The sequence below is a fragment of the Deltaproteobacteria bacterium genome, from assembly GCA_016709225.1.
Lineage (GTDB): Bacteria > Myxococcota_A > Polyangia > Nannocystales > Nannocystaceae > Xiheibacterium > Xiheibacterium phototrophicum.
This window is the reverse complement of record JADJEE010000012.1, coordinates 273,539-295,115: the sequence shown is the minus strand read 5'-3', so window position 1 is coordinate 295,115 and position 21,577 is coordinate 273,539. Positions and strand designations below refer to the sequence as shown.

17 protein-coding genes are annotated in these 21,577 nt (G+C 71.3%); 9 read left to right on the top strand and 8 right to left on the bottom strand.

Translation table 11 applies throughout. The features are described 5' to 3' along the window. Positions 1-159: 159 nt before the first annotated feature. Both IPH07_26165 and IPH07_26160 read left to right on the top strand, forming a co-directional pair. Positions 160-510 carry a hypothetical protein gene (locus tag IPH07_26165; protein MBK6920908.1) on the top strand — a complete coding sequence of 117 codons (351 nt, stop codon included), beginning with the start codon at positions 160-162 and terminating at the stop codon, positions 508-510. Between the two features lie 52 nt (positions 511-562). Then, positions 563-2,275, top strand: a complete 1,713-nt coding sequence (locus IPH07_26160) for an AAA family ATPase (protein MBK6920907.1) — start codon at positions 563-565, stop codon at positions 2,273-2,275. A 37-nt stretch (positions 2,276-2,312) separates the two neighbouring features. Here the strand turns inward: IPH07_26160 and IPH07_26155 are convergent, their stop codons facing one another. The 3 genes from IPH07_26155 to IPH07_26145 are packed head-to-tail and all read right to left on the bottom strand — an operon-like array spanning position 2,313 to position 4,906. Beyond that, on the bottom strand, positions 2,313-2,903 hold the full coding sequence (locus IPH07_26155) for a hypothetical protein (protein MBK6920906.1): 591 nt from the start codon (positions 2,901-2,903) through the stop codon (positions 2,313-2,315). Between the two features lie 60 nt (positions 2,904-2,963). Further along, positions 2,964-3,569, bottom strand: a complete 606-nt coding sequence (locus IPH07_26150; protein MBK6920905.1) for a YdcF family protein — start codon at positions 3,567-3,569, stop codon at positions 2,964-2,966. 26 nt (positions 3,570-3,595) lie between these two features. Next, on the bottom strand, positions 3,596-4,906 hold the full coding sequence (locus IPH07_26145) for a hypothetical protein (GenBank protein MBK6920904.1): 1,311 nt from the start codon (positions 4,904-4,906) through the stop codon (positions 3,596-3,598). A 367-nt stretch (positions 4,907-5,273) separates the two neighbouring features. Between IPH07_26145 and IPH07_26140 the strand changes: the two genes are divergently transcribed. From IPH07_26140 to IPH07_26130, 3 genes are all read left to right on the top strand, one after another. After that, positions 5,274-6,791 (top strand): serine/threonine protein kinase, encoded by a 1,518-nt coding sequence (locus IPH07_26140; protein ID MBK6920903.1) that lies wholly within the window; start codon positions 5,274-5,276, stop codon positions 6,789-6,791. 56 nt (positions 6,792-6,847) lie between these two features. Beyond that, positions 6,848-8,671 (top strand): protein kinase, encoded by a 1,824-nt coding sequence (locus tag IPH07_26135; GenBank protein MBK6920902.1) that lies wholly within the window; start codon positions 6,848-6,850, stop codon positions 8,669-8,671. 86 nt (positions 8,672-8,757) lie between these two features. Beyond that, positions 8,758-10,482, top strand: a complete 1,725-nt coding sequence (locus IPH07_26130) for a sigma 54-interacting transcriptional regulator (GenBank protein ID MBK6920901.1) — start codon at positions 8,758-8,760, stop codon at positions 10,480-10,482. Positions 10,483-10,488: 6 nt separating this feature from the next. On the opposite strand, the gene IPH07_26125 is transcribed toward IPH07_26130, so the two are convergent. Continuing rightward, entirely contained in the window at positions 10,489-11,571 is a 1,083-nt protein-coding gene (locus IPH07_26125) for a Rieske 2Fe-2S domain-containing protein (GenBank protein ID MBK6920900.1), read from the bottom strand. Between the two features lie 33 nt (positions 11,572-11,604). Here IPH07_26125 and IPH07_26120 point away from each other — a divergent pair, with 33 nt between their 5' ends. Continuing rightward, entirely contained in the window at positions 11,605-12,870 is a 1,266-nt protein-coding gene (locus IPH07_26120; GenBank protein ID MBK6920899.1) for an MFS transporter, read from the top strand. 4 nt (positions 12,871-12,874) lie between these two features. On the opposite strand, the gene IPH07_26115 is transcribed toward IPH07_26120, so the two are convergent. After that, positions 12,875-14,989 carry a VWA domain-containing protein gene (locus tag IPH07_26115; GenBank protein ID MBK6920898.1) on the bottom strand — a complete coding sequence of 705 codons (2,115 nt, stop codon included), beginning with the start codon at positions 14,987-14,989 and terminating at the stop codon, positions 12,875-12,877. 309 nt (positions 14,990-15,298) lie between these two features. Here IPH07_26115 and IPH07_26110 point away from each other — a divergent pair, with 309 nt between their 5' ends. Together IPH07_26110 and IPH07_26105 are read left to right on the top strand one after the other, a co-directional pair. Then, the gene (locus tag IPH07_26110; protein MBK6920897.1) at positions 15,299-15,919 is read left to right on the top strand and encodes an LDL receptor domain-containing protein; all 621 of its coding nucleotides are present in this window, start codon (positions 15,299-15,301) and stop codon (positions 15,917-15,919) included. A 2-nt stretch (positions 15,920-15,921) separates the two neighbouring features. Continuing rightward, complete coding sequence (locus IPH07_26105; protein ID MBK6920896.1) at positions 15,922-16,914, top strand: hypothetical protein; 993 nt, start codon at positions 15,922-15,924, stop codon at positions 16,912-16,914. Here the strand turns inward: IPH07_26105 and murE are convergent. The 3 genes from murE to pcnB all read right to left on the bottom strand — a co-directional run bounded on the left by murE (position 16,898) and on the right by pcnB (position 20,482). Continuing rightward, positions 16,898-18,139, bottom strand: coding sequence for a UDP-N-acetylmuramyl-tripeptide synthetase (gene murE / locus IPH07_26100; protein ID MBK6920895.1), 1,242 nt, complete (start codon positions 18,137-18,139; stop codon positions 16,898-16,900). The genes IPH07_26105 and murE overlap by 17 nt on opposite strands. A 70-nt stretch (positions 18,140-18,209) precedes the next feature. Continuing rightward, complete coding sequence (locus IPH07_26095) at positions 18,210-19,082, bottom strand: class I SAM-dependent methyltransferase (protein MBK6920894.1); 873 nt, start codon at positions 19,080-19,082, stop codon at positions 18,210-18,212. Then, on the bottom strand, positions 19,079-20,482 hold the full coding sequence (pcnB, locus tag IPH07_26090) for a polynucleotide adenylyltransferase PcnB (protein ID MBK6920893.1): 1,404 nt from the start codon (positions 20,480-20,482) through the stop codon (positions 19,079-19,081). Before pcnB ends, IPH07_26095 begins: the two co-directional genes overlap by 4 nt. A gap of 173 nt (positions 20,483-20,655) precedes the next feature. On the opposite strand from pcnB, the gene IPH07_26085 reads away from it, so the two are divergent. Beyond that, entirely contained in the window at positions 20,656-21,513 is an 858-nt protein-coding gene (locus IPH07_26085) for a hypothetical protein (protein ID MBK6920892.1), read from the top strand. Positions 21,514-21,577: the final 64 nt, after the last annotated feature.

Here is a 21,577-nt window from a genome sequence, read left to right as displayed (position 1 = left end):
GGCCGCGTGCGCTCGGGTGGGCGGGAAAATTCGCCGGCCTGGCGCGTTTCTTCGGGATCAGATCGGCGACGCGAAGGACTTCATCTTCGGGGGGCCCGCACGCGGGCCCGTCGCCCGACGATGCGCTTCCCGATCCGACTTCCCCAACCCTCCCCGCCCATGGGCTGGTTGTTCGGCTTCCGCGACGGACAGTCCTATGTGGAGCTCGACGAACACGGACTGCGGTTCTGCTACGGCACCGCCGACGAGCGTGTGCCGCTGCCCGAGATCGGCGAGGTCGCGCGGCACACGTGGCCGATCGAGTTCGGGCTCGGCGCGCGCACCGGGCCCGACGACACCGTGGCCTACGTCGGTAGCCCCGAGGGCGTCGTGCGGGTCGCGTTCGTGCGGCCGCGGCCGATGAACGTGTGGGGGGCCTTCGAGCTACCCAACGCCCGCTACGCCGTGGTCTCGCTCGAGGACCCCACCGGCTTCCTCGACGCGCTCGCGGCCGTGCGCACCCGGGCCTAGACGCCGCAGCCATCCGTCCGCGTGGCTGCTGGTACGCTTGCGCCCCCGCGCCATGGCCGAGTCCAACGAACGCACCCCCATCACCGTGTCCCCACCGCCGGGCGGCTTCGACCGGGCGGGCATCCGCGCGCTGGTGGCGGACGGCAGCCTGGCCAAGCAGCTGCACCGCATCGTCAAGGCGCCCTTCGGGCACACGGTGCTGACGCTGCGCCTGCTCGACGTCGTGGTCGAGGCCGGCGATCTCGCGCTTGCGGCCGGCGAGGCGATCCACGCCGCGCTGCTCGAGGACATCGCGCGATCGGGCAGCTTCGCGCTGCCCGAGCCGACCAGCGATCAGAGACTCTTCATCGGCGCGTTCACGGCGACGGTCGCGTGCGACGCGGCCGTGCGCGGCTTCGCCGAGCTGGCCCCGACCCCCGGCACCGACGGCAGCCTCGAGGCCGACGGGCTCGAGGAGCTGCTGCAGCAGCCACCCCGCGAGGTCATCGCACGCGTGCTCAAGCTGGCCGGACGCTACGTCGAGGTGCAGGCCACGCTCAAGCCCGGTGCCACGGCGCAGGGCCTGGTCGAGCGCGAGTCGTGGCTGGGCACGACCCTGCACGCGTTCGTGGTGCAGCTGCGCGCCGCGATCGAGCGGCTCACCCACGCCGGCCGTCTGCGACCCTTCGGCATCGCGCTCGCGCAGCGCAAGGTCACCGTCGGCAGCCACCGCTACGAGGGATTCCGCGCGCGGCCGATGGGCGACCCCGTGGTCGATCTGAAGCCGGTCGCGCTCGGCGACATCGTCGGCAACCAGGAGTATCTCCAGGCCGGCATCAAGCTCTCGCGCGACGTGGCGGCCTTCGATCTGCGGCGCGGTCGCAGCCCCAAGCAGATCAACCCGGTGTTGTTCGGGCTCGGTCGGCCCGGCTGCGGCAAGACGATCACCGCGCACGCCATCGGCAACGACTTCCTCGAGTACTGCAAGGCGCGCGACGTGCCCGCGCGCTTCCGGGTGATCCGCCGCACCGACTGGGCCAGTGCCTATCAGAACGCCAGCGCCAACGAGCTGGTGCGCATCTTCAAGGAGGAGGTCTACGGCTTCGAGGGCGTGTGTGGCGTCTACTGGCCCGACATCGACACCGCGTTCGCCTCGCGCGACAGCGGCGATCTGCGCAGCGAAGAGAAGAACAACCTCGGCGCGGTGTTCGGCATCTTCGACGGCACGCTGATCCCCAAGGACGGCAAGTGGTTCATGATCTGTGACGCCAACTTCATGCAGATGGACGAAGCCACGGTGTCGCGCATCGCCCAGAACCCGTTCCAGGTGCGCGGGCCGACCGCCCCCGAGGACTACGTGCGGCTGCTGCGGGACGTGCTGCTGCGCGCGCAGGTGAAGTTCGTCGACGCCAACGACGCGCAGTGGCTCGAGCTCGGCAAGCTCTGCGCCGCCGCCGATCTCTCGGGACGCGCGGTCGAGTCGGTGGCGGGCAACATCCGTGCGCTCATCCAGGACTTCGAGTACCCCGACGAGTACTTCCGTGCCGACTACGATGGTCGCCTGCGGATGATCGAGCAGCTGTCGCGGCGGGTCGACACCGCCAAGATCCAGCAGCTGGTCAGCGACTACATCGCGTTCCACAAGGACGCCGAGGAGGCCGCGGCGCGCAAGCGGTTCGACCAGGAGGTCGAGCAGATGGTGCGGCAGCTCAACGCCGGTCGCGAGGCAGCCTCGCGGGCGATGGCCGCCGCCGGCCTCGCGCCGCCCTCGGGCGACGCCGCGTGAGCCACGAGGACACGCGGCGATCGAACCCGCGGCAGCGTCAGGCCCGCGGCCGCCGCTTGGGCAGGACGAAGAACCCGCACGCGAGCGCGAACGACAGCACCGTGATGGGCGGCAGTCCGCCCGGCCACGTCGAGGGCGCGAACCACCCCGCGTAGCCCATGTACAGCACGTGCGCCGCCGCGAGCACCAGCACGATGCGCGCCATGCCCGGCACCAGGCTGGTGCTGTCGACCTGGCGATCGAGCGGGTGGATGGTGGTGGTGTACGCCAGCCACATCACCAGCACGGTGGCGACGCTGCCGGTCAGCATGGACAGCTCGCCGCTCCACGTCATGCGTCCGGTCGACAGGTACATCTTCGACATGTACTCGGGGTTCAAGATCATCAGCGACAGCACCAGGTGCAGCGCGGTGAACAGAAACCCCAGCAAGCCCAATCGCTTGCGACGCGCCTTGTCGGCGATCACCCGCGAAGCCCCCAGCAACACCAGCGCCGAGACCGAGACCGCCTTGTTGACGATGAAGACCGGCAGCTGCTCCCAGCTATCGCCGCGGAACACGTTGTAGCGCACGATCGCGTAGACGAGGCCGAGGGCCGTCACCAGGGCGGCCAGTTTCGCGTCGCGCACGAGGCCGAACGTAGCGCGAAGGCCCCGGGCCGCGCCAGATGGGCGCACGCGCGCGCGACGTCAGGCGCGACGCAGGACCGCGACGTCGAGCCATGCGCGCGTGCGGGCGAAGTGCTCGCGGATGGCGTCCTTGGTCGCATGGGCGTAGGCGTGGCGATCGGCGGCGACGCCGGTCGCGTCGATGCCGACCGCGTCCGCGAGCCACAGGGCGCGGGGCAGGTGGAAGCGTTGCGTGCAGATCGCGGCGACGGCGATTCCCAGCCGATCGCGGGCGTTTCGCAGGGTGTCCAGGGTGCGCAACCCGACGGGATCCTCCGCGAGCTGGGCGCGGGGAACTCCCGCCGCGAGCAGGTGCTCGCGCATCACCGCCACCTCGCCGTGGGGACGGGTGCCGTCGTTGCCCGACACCAGCACGCGCTCGACGCGGCCGGCTCGCACCAGCGCGGCGGCGACGTCGAGTCGATCGGCGAGCACGACCGACGGCGTGCCGTCGTCGCGCACCGTGGCACCGGGGACGATCGCCCACGGCACCCGCTCCACCGCCTGGATGTCGTCCTCGATCCGCGACCCCGCCCAGCGCTCGAGCCACCACGAGAACCCCAAGCTCGCCGCGGTGGTACCCACCATCAGCCCCGCACCCCCGAGCAGCAGCGTCCGACGTCGCATGGCCAAGGTGGTCGCGGCGCCCCGCATCAACCGCTCGGGCCGCCGACCTGCGACAGTCCGAAGCCGGTCATGTCGCTGTACGTGTAGGGGTAGTTGAGGCCGGTGACCGTGTCGACGATGCCGGTCGCCGGGTCGACGCGATAGGCTTCGTTGTTGCTGATCGCCGGACCCCACACGTAGCCGTTGAAGTCGATGCTCACGCCGTGCACGTAGTTCGGCACGTCGAGCGACTGGACGACCGCGAGGGTGTTGATGTCGACCCCGACCATCGGGTCGTTGGCCAGCCAGATCAGATCCTGGCCGTCGGGCATGCAACCACCGCTACCGCCGGCGGCGGCGGTCTGCCACGTCTGCGAGGGATAGTCGAAGCGCCCCACCTGCGAGCTGCAGGTCCACACGCGGTCGTTGCGATCGACCGCCATGCCGTAGCCCGCGACCGGCATCGCCCACGTCTGCGGGACGTAGGTGTTGAAGTCGACGCGCACGATCTGCCCCTGGCTCAGCTGACTGCCCCAGAAGTTGCTGCCCGAGTCGACCGCACCGCCGTAGATGCCGTAGAAGTTCGCGATGACGTTGCCCGGCAGCGGTACGGTCTGCTCGATGACGCCGGTCTCACCGTCGAGCAGCACGACGTCGATGAGCGGGTCGTTGGCGCCCGAGGTCCACACCTTGGCGTCCTCGTAGCGGCAGGTCTGATTGCTGAACGTGCCGGCGGTCCACGCCACCGGCCGCTGGCTGGCGTACGCCATCGGCGTGTGCCAGCCGACGCAGCCGTCGGGCCACGGCTTGACGTCGGCCGGGCCGGTCGAGGTGTTGTTGGGGTTGGGGCAGTCGTCGGCGACCGCGAAGATCATCGTCACGCCGCCGCTACGGTTGGCGATCACCGCGTCGCCGTTCAAGTTGACCGATGTGCGCGACGGGTTGCCGTTCTGGTCGGGGCGCGTGATGTAGCGACCCTCTTCCACGAGCGACTCGGTGTTGATCTTGCTGACCGTGCTCTCCGCCGAGTTCGCGATCCAGATGTACGAGAAGTCCGCGGTGCCGCCACCGCCACCACCGCCGCCACCGCAGCCGAGGTTGATGTCGGGCTGGATGCCCATGTCGAACTTGATGCCGCCCTCGTCGCTGCCGTCGGCTGCCGTCACCGTGCTTGCTGCGCTCGCGCCCGAGGTGCCGCCCTCTGCGGAGGCATCCCCGGCGCTGTCGGTGCCGCCGGTGATGCTGATGCCGGTGATGCCCGAGGCGCTGTTGCCTTCGCTCGAGCGGCCGTCCGATTCGCCGCCACCACAGGCAGCGGCGGCGAGACACAGGGCCAGGGGGTGCAGACGCGTGCGCATGGGGGGCCTCGGCGGTCGGGGGGAAGGACCGCACGGTCCGACACCGCCTGGGGTGGGTTCATCCGGGGCGATCCCGCCGGGATTCGCCGAAATTCCCGCGCTTCGTCGGTCATCGAGGCGCGGGAAAACCCCGGGCGCGGTTCGATCGGGCGCGTCGGCTCGGGGGACCCGAACATGCCTTCGCGGCCGCCTCGCCCGTGACGACGACGCGCGAGCAAGGGCGTGCAGCGACTTGCGCGATCCGACGAATTCGGGCCCGAAACCCCACCTTCGCACGTACTACGCAGTTCGGGAGCGCGCGTTGACGTGCGGTTGGGGATTCGCCATCGTGATCGACGACGTGGGCGATGCACATGAGGAGCGTCCGTTGGTTTCGACCGAGCTGGTCGGGCAGCGGGTCATGGATCGCTACGCCATCACGGAACGCGTCGCCCGCGGCGGCATGAGCGTGGTCTACCGGGGCGAGGACGAGCGCCTGCGCCGTCCGGTGTGCGTGAAGGTGTTCTGCGGTCTGGACCCGTCCCGACCGGGGTACCGCACGGTGCACGAGCACTTCGTGCAGGAGGCCTTCGCGCTGTCGGCCCTGCGCCACCCCAACACGATCCGCATCTTCGATTTCGGCTATCTCGAGGACGAACTCGCCACGCCGTTCTTCGTGGTCGAGTACGCCGACGGCGGCACGCTCAAGGAGTTCGTGCGCAAGCACGGCCCCCTGACCAGCCACGAGACCTTCGAGATCATCGAGCCCATCGCCGGTGCGCTGCGCGAGGCCCACGCGGCCGGCATCATCCACCGCGACATCAAGCCCTCGAACATCCTGTTCTCGCGCGCCGGGCCCTCGCTGGTGGTCAAGCTGGCCGACTTCAGCATCGCCAAGGCGGTCGAGGACGCGATCCCCAACCGTGCCGATGACACCCTCAACAGCGCCGACAAGGTCGGGCTCTACTCGCTGGGCTGGGCGGCGCCCGAGCAGCTGCGCAGCGAGCGGGTCGGGACCTCGGCCGACGTCTTCGCGCTGGGCCTGACGGTCGCGTACATGCTGACCTGCAAGATGGTCTACCCCGGCGACGACATCCTGCAGCTGTTCGAGCTGCGGCGCCTGGGCGACAGCTATGTGCGGCGCACGATCGCCGAGCAGGGCGTCGACGAGGACGTGCAGCGGGTCATCGCGCACGCGTGCCGCGAGAACCCCGAAGACCGCATCCAGAGCATCGAGCAGTTCGTCGAGCAGCTGCGCGAGAGCGTGCACGAGTCGTGGCGCAACGTGACGAGCAAGCAGGCCCGCTGGTTGCCGGGATCGAGCACACGACCGGCGCAGCCGATGGCCACGTCCGCGCCGGCCGCCGCACAGGCGCCCGCGGTGCCGGCCACCTCGGGCTCGCTGCACCCGACGCAGGCGGCCTCGCAGTCGTCGTCGGCGATGCCGATGGCGTCGCGCGTGCTCGTGGTCGACAACCTCGCGATCCCCGAGATCGTGGTCGGCGGACGTCGCATCCGCCTGGTCGAGATCGGCAGCGAGCGCACCATCGGCGCCGACGAGGGCCTGGTCGGCAGCCTCGCCCGCTTCCGCGTCACCTCGCGCGAGCTGGGCGGACACCTGCACGTCAAGGGGCTCAACTGCTTCGTCATCCGCGGCAGCGGTCGCCCGTCGTCGGGCGCCGAGCTCGATCGCGACGAAGACATCACCTTCATCGCGCCGTCACGCGAGGTCCTCGATCGCGTGACCGTGCACCTGGGCACGAGCGACGGCGTGCTGCGGACCTTCGCCCTGCCGGGCGCGCCGCTGGCGGTGCCGCTGGCATGCGCCGACTGGGCCGTGGTGCTGGATCTCGGGCCCGGGCGTGAGACATTGTTGTTGGTTCGAGGTCACGGAGTCCGCGCGTGAACAGACCGCCCCGTTCGGTTCCCCCACCGCCCGCGACTCGGGCAGCCTCCGGCGCGATGCCGCAGACCCTGCCGCCGGTCAGCTCGACCGGACCGGTGCCGACGGTCGACGCGGCGTACTCGGGGGACACCGCGATCGTCCCGCAGACCGCCGCCATCGGCCATGCACCGGGGCCGCAGCAGGGCCATGGCGGCATGCATCCCGTCGGCGCGCCTGCGATGGCGGGCGCGATGCCGCCGGCCATCGGCGGGCCGACCATGGGCGGACAGGGCATCGGCGCGTCGCCGGGGATGGCCCCGCCCGCGCCGATGGGCGCACCACCACCGGCAGCCGTGCAACCGCGCGCGCCGATGCACATCGTGCGATCGCGGGCCTACTCGTTCATCCGCGACGAGAACGGCAATCCCATCGAGCTGGGCTCGGGTCGCTCGGGCAAGGCGTTCTTGGGCGAGGAGCTGTGGCTCGAGTCGAAGACCTCGTTCCGCCGCCGCGTCGCCATCAAGATCCTGCAAAAGGGCGTCACCCCCGAGGACGGCCTGCGCTTCCAGATGGAGAAGGAAGTGCTCGAGCGGGTACAGGGCCACTCCAACATCGTGACGCTGTTCGCCTCGGGCGAGTCCGACAACCAGGAGTTCGTACCGCCGTCGATCCGCGACAAGGTCGAGAACGACTTCATGGTGCTCGAGCTCTGCGACATGTCGCTCGAGGAGCGGCTCAAGGGCTCGCGCGGCGGTGAGCGCGAGGAGCTGCTGGCCTATAGCCCCCGCGACCGCCTCTTCCGCGTGCTCGAGTACCTGATGCCGATCGCTTCGGCGGTCGAGTACGCCCACCTGGCGTGCAACGTCTGCCACCGCGACATCAAGCCCGGCAACATCCTGCTGCGGCTACCCAACCCGCAGCTGCAGGGCTCCACGCTCGACGTGCGCCTGGCCGACTTCAACGTCGGAAAGATCCGCGACGACGCGCAAGACCTCTCGGTGACGCGCCTGCACGGCGTGCCCGGCACGTTGTTCTTCCAGGCCCCCGAGCAGGAGACCAACGCGTTCGAGATCCTCGTGAACGTGCAGCAGGGCTCGAAGGAGGTCACCTACTTCGAGGACTTCTACATCGCGATCGCGCAGAACGACACCTTCGAGCTGTTCAACCGCGGCAAGCGCTACCCGGTGGCGAGCGCCGATCTGGCCAAGCGCCGGCTGTACCTCGCACGCGCGTTCGAAGACGGCACCGAGAACAACGTCCGCGCGAAGATCATCAAGAGCGTCGATCGCCCCGCCGACATCTACTCGCTGGGTGCGCTGTTCTACTATTTGATCACCGGCACGCACGGCAACCCGAAGACGCTGTACGACGCGTTCTACAAGTTCATCGAGTATGACGGGCCGACCGACGGCGAGGCCGCCAACCAGAACACCGTCGAGGCCTACATCGAGCACGAGTACTCGGTGATCCAGAGCCTGCGCGCGCCCAAGGTCGACGAGCACAACCAGCCGGTGCTGGCGCCCGCGGACCGCTTCTTCAGCTACAAGCACTACCTCGACGGCAATGGCGAGCTGATCGACAAGATCATCATCAAGGTGATCGCCAAGGCCATGATCCGCAACAAGGCCGACAGCTACTGCCAAGCCTCGGATGTCACGACGACGGGCATCAGCGCCTTCGTCAACGACCTGCGGGCCTTGTACGGCGGCTTCGGCACGTACATGCCGACGCGGCCCGGGACCTTGGTGCTGTCGCCGACCAGCAGCAGCGCCGGCAAGCGCGAGAGCTCGCTGGCGAAGCTGTGGCAGCAGCTGATGTCGCGGCTGCGTTCGCGGCGGGCGACCGCACCGCGTACCAAGCCGCAGCCGCCCCGTACGCCGCCGACCCCACCGCGACGCTGACGCGCGCGCCGGTCGTCGCGCGCACGCGCGGCTCGCTCGCCGTCGGTGCGGGAGAAGCCCCGCCGACGCGGTATCCTGCGGCGACGGTGAGCGCTCCGACCAAGCACCCCGCTCCGGGCCACGATGCCGAGCTGCCCGACGCGACCGTGCGCCGGGAGTCGCGCGGCGGCGGTGGCCGCCGCACGCTGCAGGTGCTGGGCGAGGGCTTCCACAGCAGCTACCCCCTCGCTGCCAGCGGCAAGGTCACGATCGGTCGCTCCAACGAGAACCTCATCGCGATCGACGACCCCGAGCTGTCGCGCAATCACCTGGTGCTGCACCTCGGCGAGACCATCTCGCTCGAGGATCTCGGCAGCAGCAACGGCACGCACATCGGTGAGCGCCAGCTCTCGCCCCGCGAGGTCGTGACGCTGGCGCCGGGCGAGCCGGTGCGGGTGGGCTCGACGACGTTGTTGGTGCTCGAGCGGGCGGTCGAGACCGCTTCGCGGCGGCTATGGAGCTACGACTACTTCGAGGCCCGCATCGACGAGGAGTGCCGCCGTGCGATCCGCACTGCGACCAGCTTCGCGCTGCTGCACGTGCGCTGCGATCCACCGACCGCCGGTGCGGTGGTGGAGCGACGACTGGTGGCGCTGCTCCCCGACCTCGACGTCGTCGCGCGCTACGTGCCGGGCGAGTGGCAGGTGCTGCTGGTCGGCGCCGACGAGGCCCAGGCCAGCGCGGTGGCCTCGCGGCTCACGCTCGGGCTCGCCGACGACCGCGTGCGCGTGCGCGTGGGCGCAGCGGCCTATCCCATCGATGGCAGCACCGCCGACGAGCTCGTCACCGCCGTCGCAGCGCGGGTCGACGGCGCCGACGAGGAATCGACCGCCGAGTCGGAGCGGGGTCCTGTGGTGGAGGATCCGTCCATGCGCGAGCTGTTCCGGCTCGCCGAGCGCATCGCGCCCTCGCGGATCCACGTGCTGGTGGTCGGCGAGACCGGCACCGGCAAGGAGGTGCTGGCGGAGGAGATCCATCGCCGCAGCGGCCGCGGTGACGCGCCGTTGCGTCGCATCGATTGCGCAGCGCTCCCGGCCGAGCGCGCCGACGCGGTGTTGTTCGGCGCCGACGACGTCCCCGGTGCGCTCGCGGCCGCCGAGGGCGGCACGGTGCTGCTCGACGAGGTGTGCCTCTTGTCGCTCGCGACCCAGGCGCGCCTGCTCGCCCTGCTCGATGGCGCCGGCGGTACGCTCGACGTGCGCGTGGTCGCGACCAGCTGTCGCGACCTCGAGGCCGAGGTCGCGGCCGGACGTCTGCGCGAGGAGCTGTACTTCCGGCTCGATGGCATCACGCTCGCGGTGCCGCCGCTGCGCCGACGGCCCCGCGAGATCTCTGCGCTGGCCGAGCGCTTCGTGCAGGAGGCCGCGCAGGCGGCCGGGCGCGCCGAGGCACCCATGCTCTCGGACGCCGCGCTCGCGCTGTTGTCGAGCTACCCATGGCCGGGCAACGTTCGCGAGCTCCGCAACGTGATGCGCCGGGCACTGTTGCTGTGTGATGGCGACGAGATCGAGCCGGCACACCTGCCGGTCGAGAAGCTGAGTGCCAGCTTCGCCCAGCCCAGCCGCGAGGGCTCGCTGCCGCCAGCCGCCGCGGTGCCGCCGCTGCGCGAGGTCAAGGAACAGTACGTCGCGGCCGAGCGGCAGCGGATCATCGATGCGCTCGAGCGCTGTCACGGCAACCAGACCGAGGCGGCGAAGCTGCTGGGCATCGCCCGTCGCACCCTCATCAAGCGGCTCGATGCCTACGGGCTGCCGCGCCCGCGCAAGAAGTGAGCGGCGTCAGGCCAGCATCGCGGCCAGCAAGCGGTGGAAGTGGTGGGTGCCGGTCTCGCGCGACGGTGAGTAGCGGCCACGATCGTAGCACCGCGCGCGGACTCCTCGCGCCACGCTCTCGACCACGCGCTCGTCTTCGAACTCGACCTGATCGAGGCCACTGCCGGCGCCGCGATCGAGCAGGGTCGGGTCCCACACGAAGGTGAGGTAGACGACGCGGCAGCGCTCGGGGCCGACCGGCTGCACCGCGTTGATCGACAGGCCCCACGGATAGACGTTGACCATCGTGGTCGGGAACAAGAAGAAGTAGTAGCCGCCGATGCGCTGGCCGGCGTCGACGTGGTCGGCGGGCAGCTCGAAGGCATGCTCGGCGTCACTGGCGACGCCGATCTGCAGCACGCCGTGGGGCAGCAGCTCCGTGCGATAGCTGCGGTAGTCGAGCGCACGCGCGAGTGACGGATGCACGAAGGGGATGTGGAATCCTTCGAGGTAGTTGTCGCAGTACAACGCCCAGCTGGCCTCGACGAAGTAGTCGCGGCTGCGGCCGGCGTCGAAGCGCGCCTGCGACCAGGGGAGAAAGCCCAGGCGCTCGCGCAGCGGCGCCAGCAACGTCGCCGCCGGGATCACCGGCGCGAGACTGGCGAACCACAGCGGCGGCGCGTGCTCGACGGCGAGCTCCCGCAGGTGGTCCACGGCACGGGGGAACGCGAGCGCGTCGTCGAACTCGGGCGCGGCCAGCATGCGACCGTCGAGCGCGAAGCGGCGGCCGTGGTAGCTGCAGCGCATGCCGGTGGCGCTGCAGGGTCGATCGACCAGCAGCTTGCCGCGGTGCGTGCAGACGTTGCTGAGCAGACGTAACGTCCCGCCCTCGTCGCGCGTCCACAACACCGGCTCGTCGATGCAGCCTGGCAGCAGCACCCACGGCATCATCGACGCGGGCTGCGGAGGCGGCTGCTCGAACGGCACCACGTGCCACGAGCGGGTCATCACGCGCTCCGTGACCGCGCGGTACCACGCCGCGTCGAAGTACAGCTCCGAAGGGGGCGTCTCGGCGCGACGGATGTCCGGATCGATCTCGAACGTCCCCATGCGCTACCAGCTTCTATACCATCGCAGTGGCTGATGCACGGTGACGAGCCCACCGCGCCGCGCTCGCCCGAGCCGAGTGCGGCCTCGCCCGGGCCGACCGCGGGCGAGACCCCGCCGGCCGTCACCGCCGGCACGTTCGCGACCATCTGGCTGGCGCTGTTCCTCGACCTGTTCGCGTTCGGGATCATCATCCCGGTGCTGCCGTACTACGCCAAGGCCCACGGCGCCTCGGCGGCCGTGGTGACGCTGCTGTCGACCAGCTTCTCGCTGGCGCAGTTCGTGATGTCGCCGGTGCTCGGGCGGATCAGCGACCAGATCGGACGCCGACCGGTGATGATGATCTCGATCGCGGGATCGTGCGTGTCGATGCTCGTGCTCGGCTTCGCCAGCGCGCTGTGGATGGTGTTCGCGGCGCGCGTGGTGAGCGGGATCTGCAACGCGAACGTCTCGACCGCCAACGCGTACATCGCCGACCGCGTCGCGCCGGGCGATCGGGCCCGCTACATGGGCATGATGGGCTCGGCGATCGGCCTCGGCTTCGTGTTCGGGCCCGCGGTCGGCGGCTTGCTGTCGACCGAGGCCATTCCCGAGTTGCCGTTCTTCTGCGCGGCCGGGCTGGCGTTTGCCAATCTCGTGATGGCGTGGCGGTTCCTCCCCGAGAGCCGCCGCGCGACGAAGGGTGGCGCCGCCGCACCGCGAGCGCTCTCGCCACTGACGGCGCTGCGCAACCTCGTGGCCGTGCGTGGCACGCCGTTGGCGGCCTTGGTGGTGGTGACGTTCGGCTTCTTCCTCGCCTTCTCGGCGATGGAGTCCACCTTCGCGCTGCTGACCGAGGCACGGCTGTCGTGGGGCGCGCGGCAGACCGGCTACCTCTTCACGCTGGTCGGGGTCTGCATCGCGTTCTCGCAAGGGGTGTTGCTGGCCCGCGCCGTGCGTCGCTGGGGCGAGCGCGGTGCGTTGGTCAGCGGCATGCTCGTGCAGGGCACCGGCTTGGCGATCCTCGCGGCCGCGCACGCACCGTGGAGCATGATCGTGGGCTCGTGCGCGCTGGCGCTGGGCAACGGCCTGGTGAGCCCGGCGACCAGCGCGATCGTCAGCCGTGTGTCCTCGGCGGACAACCAGGGGCTCAACCAGGGCATCGTGCAATCGGGGGCCGCGCTCGCGCGGATCGTCGGCCCCGCGCTCGCAGGTGTGCTGTTCGAGCGCATCGCCCCCGGCGCGCCGATGGCGGTGGGCGCCGTGATCGTGTTGTTGGTGCTGCTGCTGGGCGCGCCGCGGATCCGCATCCCCGCGGGCTGAGAGGTCAGCGGGTCTTCACGCGACCGGCGGGCTGTGCGAGCAACACCTCGAGCATGGCATCGTCGCCGCGATCGACCCTGCCGGTCTCGCCCTGGCGCACCGGGGCGATGAGGCGCAGGGGATAGCGCACGACGTAGATCTGGTCGTCCATCTTGGCGGCGGGCACGTCGAGCGCCCACGCGGCCTCGGTGAGGCAGCCACGCAGGGTCTCGTCGTCGTGCGCGAGGCCCTCGGTGCGCGCGCGGGCCGACATCACCTCGCCCTTGCCGACTTCCATCTCGAGCACCACGCGGCCGGCCTGGTCCGGGTTGCGCACGAGCGAGCGGTTGTAGCAGGCGCGTGCCCGCGGCACGACGCGGGTCGTGAGGTAGTTGCGGAAGATCTTGCTGGTGAGGTAGCCCGACTCCTCGCGTCCGAGCCCGCTGCGGGCGACACCCTCGCGGGCGGTGCGTTGCTGTCCGGGACGCAGCCACGTCGGTCGTGTGAAGCCCTCGGCGACCGCGAGCGAGACGTCGCCGGCGAGCGTGGCCACGAAGGCCTCGGCCTGCGGCGGCCCGATCTCCGCGCGCAGGCGCTGGCTGATGCGCTTGCTGCCCACGCGCCCGCGCACGGTCACGTGCTTGACCGGCGTGCCGGTGTAGCGCCCGCGGGCAACCAGCGCGTTGCCGGCGACCAGCCCGACCGGCAGCGTCTCGTCGAGCTTCATGCGCGGCGGGAGGTCGAGCGCGAGATCGCCGAGCACGCGCGGCGCCGCGAGCAGCTGCAGCACGGCGTCGTCGGATACCTGCGCCAGCGACTCGAGGCTGATGCGAGCGCCCAAGCCGGCCGCCATCGCTGCGACCGGGTGGGTCGATGGCAGGCCGCTGCGGGCGAGCAGGGGATCGTCGACCACGAACATCAGCTCAGGGCGATGCTTGCCCGCCGCGGTGTCGAAGCGCTCTCGCAGGGCGCCCGCGTCGAGGCTGGCGGGCAACATGCCGTCGGTGATGACCAACACCAGCGGTCGCTTGTGGTGGCCGCTGCCGATCCGCCGCGCGGCCAGCTCGAGCGCCGCCGCGAGGTCGGTGCCCTGCTCGCGCAGGTTGGCGTCGAGCACCCGCGCGAGCTCGTCGCGTGCGCTGCGATCGCCGTGGTCGAACGCGGTTGCCGTGCCGGCGAGCAGCGGAACCGCGGTGCGGGCGAATCCGACGGCGTCGAAGCTGGCACCCTGCGGCAGCGCGTCGAGCATGCGCTCGATCATCTGCGCGGCGTCGCGGTGCATCCGCGCCGCGGTGCTGCGCGAGCGGTCGATGACGAACACCACGTGGTCCGGTGTGGCCGCGGGCATCGACCCGGCGCGGAGGATGACGCGGAAGCGGCCGTCGTCGAAGCCCGGCGGTCCCGGTGTGACGTCGTAGCGACCGACCAGCGCCCCGCGCTCGCTGCCGCGGGCCTGCCAGGCGACCGTGGCGGGGTTGAAGCCGTCGGTGAGGACCGCACGGGCGTCGCTGCCGACGGTGTCGTCGACGGTGAACGTTCGCCCCGCTGGGAGCCCGCGCACCAGCACGCGTCGCTCGGTGGTGAGCTGCGGCTGCTCGCGCCCGCGCGAGGGCAGCTCGAACTCCCAACGGCCTGCGCGCAGCACCGGGAACAGCTTGAGCGCGACCTCGACCTGCAGCGTGCTCTCCGGCGCGATCCCGTAGGCGACGATCTCGGCGCCCGGCAGGCCGCCGGCACGGGCCGGCTCGGTGCTGCGGGCCCAGACGGTGCCCGGATCGCGTCCGTCGGGATCGTCGGTGGTCGTGGTGGTGCGGCCTGGGTGCCAGACCCCGTCCTTGGCGATCGAGAGCCCGACCAGCTCGGCACCGCGGGGCAGCGCGAGCATGTGCACCGCGTCGCGGGCGATCGGGCTGGCGTTGTGCAGCGCGACGCGGATCCGCACCGTCGCGGCCTCGCCGTGCTCGGCCCCCGCCTCGACGATGACTTCGTACGAGAGCTCTTGCACCGGGTAGTAGCCGCGCTCGCTGTCGTCGACCTGGGCGTCGAGCTGGTCGGCGTGGGCCGAGCCGGAGGACGAGAGCGCGAGCGCGAGCGCGCCGTGCTGGAGCAGCGCCCGGGCGGTGGCGACGGGGGAACGCACCCCCTGGCGCCTAGCACTGCGCAGCGTCGCGGGAGCGTGGGTCGTCGGCGGCACGGGTCCCCCTAGGAGACGGTGCGCGCAGCCACAAGTTCCCAGCCGCCGACGCGGTCGCGCGGCGGCGCCACGACATCCTCGGAAGATCGGCGCTGGATTCGGCGTCGGTGTCAGTGCACCCACCGGCGGCGCCCCGACCTTGCTTCCAGTTGGTCGGGGAACCGATCGCGTGGGCGCGGCACCGGAGCAACGAGGCGGCCACGGTTCGCGTTCGGCCGCGCGCGCTCGATCCAACCCCAAGGCAGAGCCCCGATCATGAACATCGACTTCGGAAAATTCCTCGCTGCTGCGACGCTGTTGAGCGGCGGCTGCGTGCTGGTGGCGAGTGACGACAACGCCGCCGACGACGGGGCTGCCAGCCAAGGCACGGGCGGCACCACCGGCAGTGGTGGCGCGACCACGACGGCGAGCGACGGCACCGGTACCACCGGCACCGACGCGTCCACCACCGCGGCCGACAGCAGCGGTGACGGCACCGGCGGCGCGGCGATGTGTACCGATGGCACGCCGCTCATGGCCGAGCAGATCTGCGACGGCATGCCCGATTGCGAGGACTACAGCGACGAGCTCGGCGAGGGCTGTGGCTATACCTGCGCCGACGGCACGCAGATCCCGAGCTTCTACGTCTGTGACGAGTACTTCGACTGCCCCGACGCGAGCGACGAGAACAACGACCAGTGCATGTCGCCGATGTTCACCTGCGGTGACGGCACGCAGATCCCGACCTCGTACCAGTGCGATGCCTATCCCGACTGCGAGGACGGCTCCGACGAGGTCGATTGCTTCGCGTGCGACGAAGGCGGCGTGCCGATGGCGCAGGTCTGCGACGGCATGCCCGACTGCGAAGACGGCAGCGACGAAGCCATGTGCGGATGACGATGGTGCGCACGGGGAGGGGCCGCACTCTGCGGGTGGCGCTGCTGTCGATCGGGGCACTGTCGCCGATCGCGTGCGACGTCGAGGACCCCGCGTCCGCGACGCTCGACACCGGCAGCACCGGCGTGGTGGCGCCGCGCGACGCGGCATCGCAGCCGCCGCAGCGTGTGGCCGCGACGGAGCGGCCGCCGGCCCCGCAGCAGGACGACGCGGTCGAGCTGCCGAGCTCGTGGGACCACTACCCGGAGCTGCCGCCGAGCCTGACCGCGGCGGTGCGAGGGCACGCCCGCGCCGACGTGGTGCTGCGCGAGCTCGCCGACGCGCTGGCGCCCCACCGCTGGGCCGCGGTCGAGGACTGGGACAACACCGGCTTCGTCCGCACCGCCGCCGATGGGCCGCGCGGCTTCGTCGTGCGGCGGGACGGTCGGCCGCTCGCCCAAGATCCCGGCGAGTACCAGCTCGGCTGCGCGGGCGGCTTCCTCGAGGGCGTGCGGGCAATCCTGGTGCCGTCGCTCGAGATGGACGACCTGGCACACTGCGATGCCGCGGCGCTCGCGAGCCTCGGCGCCGCGGCGCCCGCCACCTGTGCGGCCGAGAACTTCGGCCTGCACGCGATCGCGGCGGTCGCCGCCGCGGTCGAGCGCAACGACGCTGCGATCGCACCGCCCGAGTTCGTGCACCTCGAGCCCCGCGACGTCGACGACCTCGCGCCGCTGCTGCGACCCGGGGTGGTGCACGTGTGCACCGCGTCGCACGCGTCCGGCGTCGAGCTCGGTACCCGCTACCACCATCACATGATGATCCTGCTGCGGACCCCGGGCCGCCGCGCGCTGCAGATGTTCGACACCACCGGCTTCCGCGGCGTCGCGCTGCGCGAGCTCTCGACGCGGGCGCTGCTCACCTATCTCGGCAGCGCGCTGTCGACCAACGCACATCACCACTACGACCCCGACTCGACCGAGCTCGACTGCTTCGCGATCACGCGCCGCCGGTGATGCGCAGCACCTCGTCGCGGTCCGAGAAGGGCAGCACGGTGTCGCCGATGCGTTGGCCCTGCTCGTGGCCCATGCCGGCGATCACGACCACATCGTGACGGGCCGCGCCGGCGATGGCGCGCTCGATGGCCTCGCGGCGATCGAGCACGACCTCGAGCGTCGCGCCACCGGAGATGCTGCGGGCGCCATGCACGATCATCGCGGCGATGTGTTGGGGGTCTTCGCGCCGCGGGTTGTCGTTGGTGACCACCACGTGGTCGGCGACGCGCGCCGCGATCGCGCCCATCGGTGCGCGCTTCTCGGGCGTGGCGTCGCCGCCGGCACCGAACACGAGCACCACGCGGCCCGCCGGCGTGCCGGCCTGCGCCAGCGTGCGTGCGGTCGCGCAGGTGCGCGCGAGCGCGTCGGGGCTGTGCGCGTAGTCGACGACCACCATCGGCGCATGGGCCAGCAGCTCGAAGCGCCCGGGCTCGACCGGACACTCGGCGAGGCCGCGAACCACCGCCTCGGCGGGCACGTCGTTGGCGAGACACGCCGCGGCGGCCGCGAGCGCGTTCTCGGCGAAGATCTCACCGATCATGCGCACGCGCAGCGCACCGCCGAGCGCCTCGGCGAGCGGCGAGGGGGCCAGGCGCAGCTGCGTCCCGTGGCGATCGACCGTCACCGTGGTCGCCTCGAGATCGGCCGCCACCAGTGCCTCGCCTCGGGACGGCGCGCGGAACCACAGCCGACGCACGTCGCTCGGGGTCGCGCGATCGATGAACAACGCGTGGCGATCGGCGGCGTTGAGGACCATGGCGCGCCCCGGTCCCAGATGCAGGAACAGCTGCGCCTTGGCGGCGAGGTAGTTCTCCCAGGTGCCGTGGGTCTTGAGGTGATCGGGCGAGAGGTTGGTGAAGACCCCGAGATCGAAGCGCCACTTCTTGGCGTAGCCGTTGTGCAGCGCGAAGCTGGTGGCTTCGATCACCAGGTCGCGCACGCCCTGCGCCGCCACACCCTCGATGAGCGCGAGGAAGTCGGCGAAGCTGCTGCCCTTGGGCAGCTCGCGTTCGTTGTGGAACGCGCCGGTGGTGCCGACCCGCAGCACGTCGCGGCCGGCCGCGCGCAGGCACGCGGCGATGAAGGCACAGCTCGAGGTCTTGCCGTTGGTGCCGGTGACACCGTAGCTGAACAACGACGCGGCCCACGGGGCGGCCGCTGCCACGGGTCGTGTCGGCGCGGACATGCCGGTGCGAGCGTAGCAGCCCGCGCTGGTGCTCCGCGACGGGCGTGCGCCGGGCCGCACCGGCGGGCCGCTAGCGCTTGCGGCAGATCGCGACCTGCGAGTCCTCGCCGTCGCGTAGCGCCCGGCCGTCGAAGTCGCCGGTCAGCGACTCGAGCTCGAGGCCGGCGGTCGCCACCAGCATGCGCAGCTCCTCCGGGAAGATCTGGCGATGGGCGAGGTGCACGAGCTTGCGTGGCTGGGCCGGCGCGACGAAGCGGCGCCCGGCTGGCGGGACGTCGTCGTAGTAGATGCGGATGTGACAGATCTGGGTTTCGGGGTCGTAGTTGTGGTTGGTCGAGTAGATCAGCGGCTCGCGGGTCACCGGGTGCACGAAGCGCGTGACCGCGTGGCGAACCTCGGGGTCCCACTCGAGCCACTCGAGATCGGGGATCTGCACGTCGAACGCGAACATGCCCCCGGTTCGCAGCACGCGCTGCGCCTCGCGGAAGCACGCCAGCAGGTCCTGCCAGCGGTAGAGGTGCATGAGTGCGTTGAACGGCGCGATCACCAGGTCGACCTCGTCGTCGCCGAGCGGGACCTCGCGCATGTCGGCGTGCAGCGGGCGGATGCGGTCGGTGAGGCCGACCCGAGCGGCCGTGCGCTCGAGCGATTCGAGCATCGGCGGCATCGCATCGAGGGCGACCACGCTGTGGCCGTCCCGCGCGAGCGGGATCGAGATGCGCCCGGTGCCGGCACCCAGCTCGAGCACGCGGGTGTGCGCGCCGATGCCGGCCGCGAGCTCGCGATAGTGTCGGATGTCGTCGGTGCGATCGCTGTACTCGAAATCGTACAGCGCGGTGTCTTCGTAGTGATCGCGGGTGCCCGCGGTCAGCAGCGCCTCGCGCTCGAGCGCGAGCCGATCGACGCGCGCGCTGGCGCCCCGCGGCGCGCGGTTGCGGCTCACGACTCGCCCGCGTGCGCCTCGCCGCCGTTGCCGGGCGGACCTTCGGGCGCCTGCGAGCCCCCGCGGCGGCCGCCGGAGCGTCGTCGCCGTCGTCGCTGCGTGCGAGGCTCGGGCTCGGCGGTCGGCGTGCCGCTGGTCAGCGACTGCCAGCTGTCGAGGCCCGCGCGGCCGTTGCCGACGGCATCGACCCACAGGCCCAGGAAGACCAGCGCGTCGTGGAAGTTCTGCCGCGCGGCCGCACCCGCGCGTCGGCGTCGGCCGGGCTCGAGCAATCGCTGGTGCGAGAGCAGGATCTGGCGGCCCATCTCGCGGTCGCGACGGGCCAGGCCCACGACCCCACCGACCGCCGTCATGCGGGCGTCGATGCTGCGGTCGAGGTTGTGTCGCTGGCCACTGGCGAGCTCGCGGCCGATGAACGGTGCGAACAACACCGCATGCAGCACGCCGTTGACGACCTGCTCGTGGGTCTGGCCGACGTAGCGGTCGAGCGCGCCGAGCAGCGCGAACAGCAGGCGCGCCGGCTCGAGCCCGTCGCCCTCGGTGCTGCCAGCGGCGGCCTCGAGCAGCATCGCCTTGGCCGCCGCGGGCTCGCCGAACTGGCGCAGGTAGGGGCCGAGCACGTGCTCGAACAGCCCGACCTCGAGCATGAGCTCGAAGCTGCGGCGGGCCGAGCCACTGCGCAGCAGCTTGTAGATCTCCTCGAGCACGCGCGCCTTGCTGCACTTGACGATGTCGGGTGCGACCTCGAGCAGCGCGGCGTAGGTCTCGGCCTCGAAGTCGAAGCCCAGCCGCGCCGCAAACTTCACGGCGCGGATCATGCGGACTGGGTCCTCTTGGAACCGCAGCCGTGGGTCACCGATGGTGCGCATGAGCTTCGCGTCGAGATCGGTCAGGCCGTCGACGAAGTCGACGATCTTCTCGGTCTCCACGTCGAAGAACAGGCCGTTGATGGTGAAGTCGCGGCGTCGCGCATCATCCTCGACGCTGCCCCACTCGTTGTCCGCCGTGATGAGCGGGTCGTCGGCCTCGCTCGGCTGCGGCGCGGTGCGGAACGTGCTCGTCTCGATGATCTTCGAGCCGAAGAACACGTGCGCGAGCTTGAAGCGGCGGCCGATGATGCGGCTGTTGCGAAACAGCCGGCGGATGGCTTCGGGCGTCGCACTCGTGGCGATGTCGAAGTCCTTGGGCCGACGTGCGAGGTAGAGGTCGCGGACGCATCCCCCGACCAGGTAGGCCTCGTGGCCCGCGGTCAGCAGCCGTCGCACCACCTTGAGCGCGTCGGGATCGATCGCCTCCATGAGGATGCCGGTGCCGGGCGAGGGCTCTGTGGCCGCGAGCGCCGGGGTCGCGCCGTCGTGCGTGTCTGGGGTTTCGGAGGGCAAATCCTGAGAGCCGGCCATCTGCCGTGATCAGCCGTCGCTCTACCACGAAACGGCCCTCCGACCCGCGGAAAAGCCGCCAGGCGCCCCGAATCGGGCACGCGATCCGCAGTGCGCGGGGGCTCGCGCGGCGCCGACCGACCGCGCCTTGCACGGCGCCCGGGGCAGAGCTATACAAATGTACAGGCCCTGCGATGACTGCTTCCGTCCACCGACTCTCCGAACTCGCGACCTGCGCGGGGCGAGGCCTGGTGTTGGGTGCGGCGGTACAGGACGGGGCGGGTGCGGTCGATCTGGCGCTGGCCTCGATCGTCGGCGAGGCCGAGGCCGGTGCCGGCCCCATTTCCAGTGTGACCCTGCGGGTGACCGATCGCCAGGGTGGGGCCTGGATCGCGGACGCGGTCCGCTGGGTCGCTGGGCACGGTCGACGCATGATCCTGCGAACCACCGTGCCGCTGCCCCGAGAGGCGATCTCCGAGCTGCGGCGCCACGGCGTCACGGTGATGTTGGAGATCGCCCACCTCGACGCGGCGATCGGTGCGGCGTTGCTCGGCCCGGGCTCGGCGTCGGCGGCGTCGCTGCTGCAGCACGCCCAGCACCTACGCGCCAACGATCTCGAGGTCGGCGTCTGGCTCGGCCCGTTGATGCCCGCGATCTCCGACGAGCGGGCGATCACGGCCTTGGTGCGGCACATCGTGGCGGCGGATCTCCGCGACGCCCACCCGGTGCTGGGTCGCCTGACGCCGGCGCGCCTTCGCGGCCTGATCGACGCGGCGCCGTGGCCCGTGGTCGCCACCGCGGCGCGGGCCTACGGCATCGATCCGGAGCAGCCCGAGGCGTTGCCGGCGGGCGGTGTGCACCTCTCGCCGATGGCGGATGCCGCCTTGCGCCACGCCCTGCGCCGTGCGGCCGATGCAGCAGGCCTGCGCCTCGATCACTGCGGATGCTCGGCGCAGTGCCACCTCGATCCGGAGCAGCGCCCGGCCCTGGTTCCGTTGGCGCCGCGCGATCTGTTCGACCGCCTCGACGCCGGTGTCGGCGCGTCACGCTAGCGCAGGCGAGCTCAGGTCGCGCCGTCGGTTTCGTCGGCGTTGTCGAGCTGCTGCACGGTGTTGA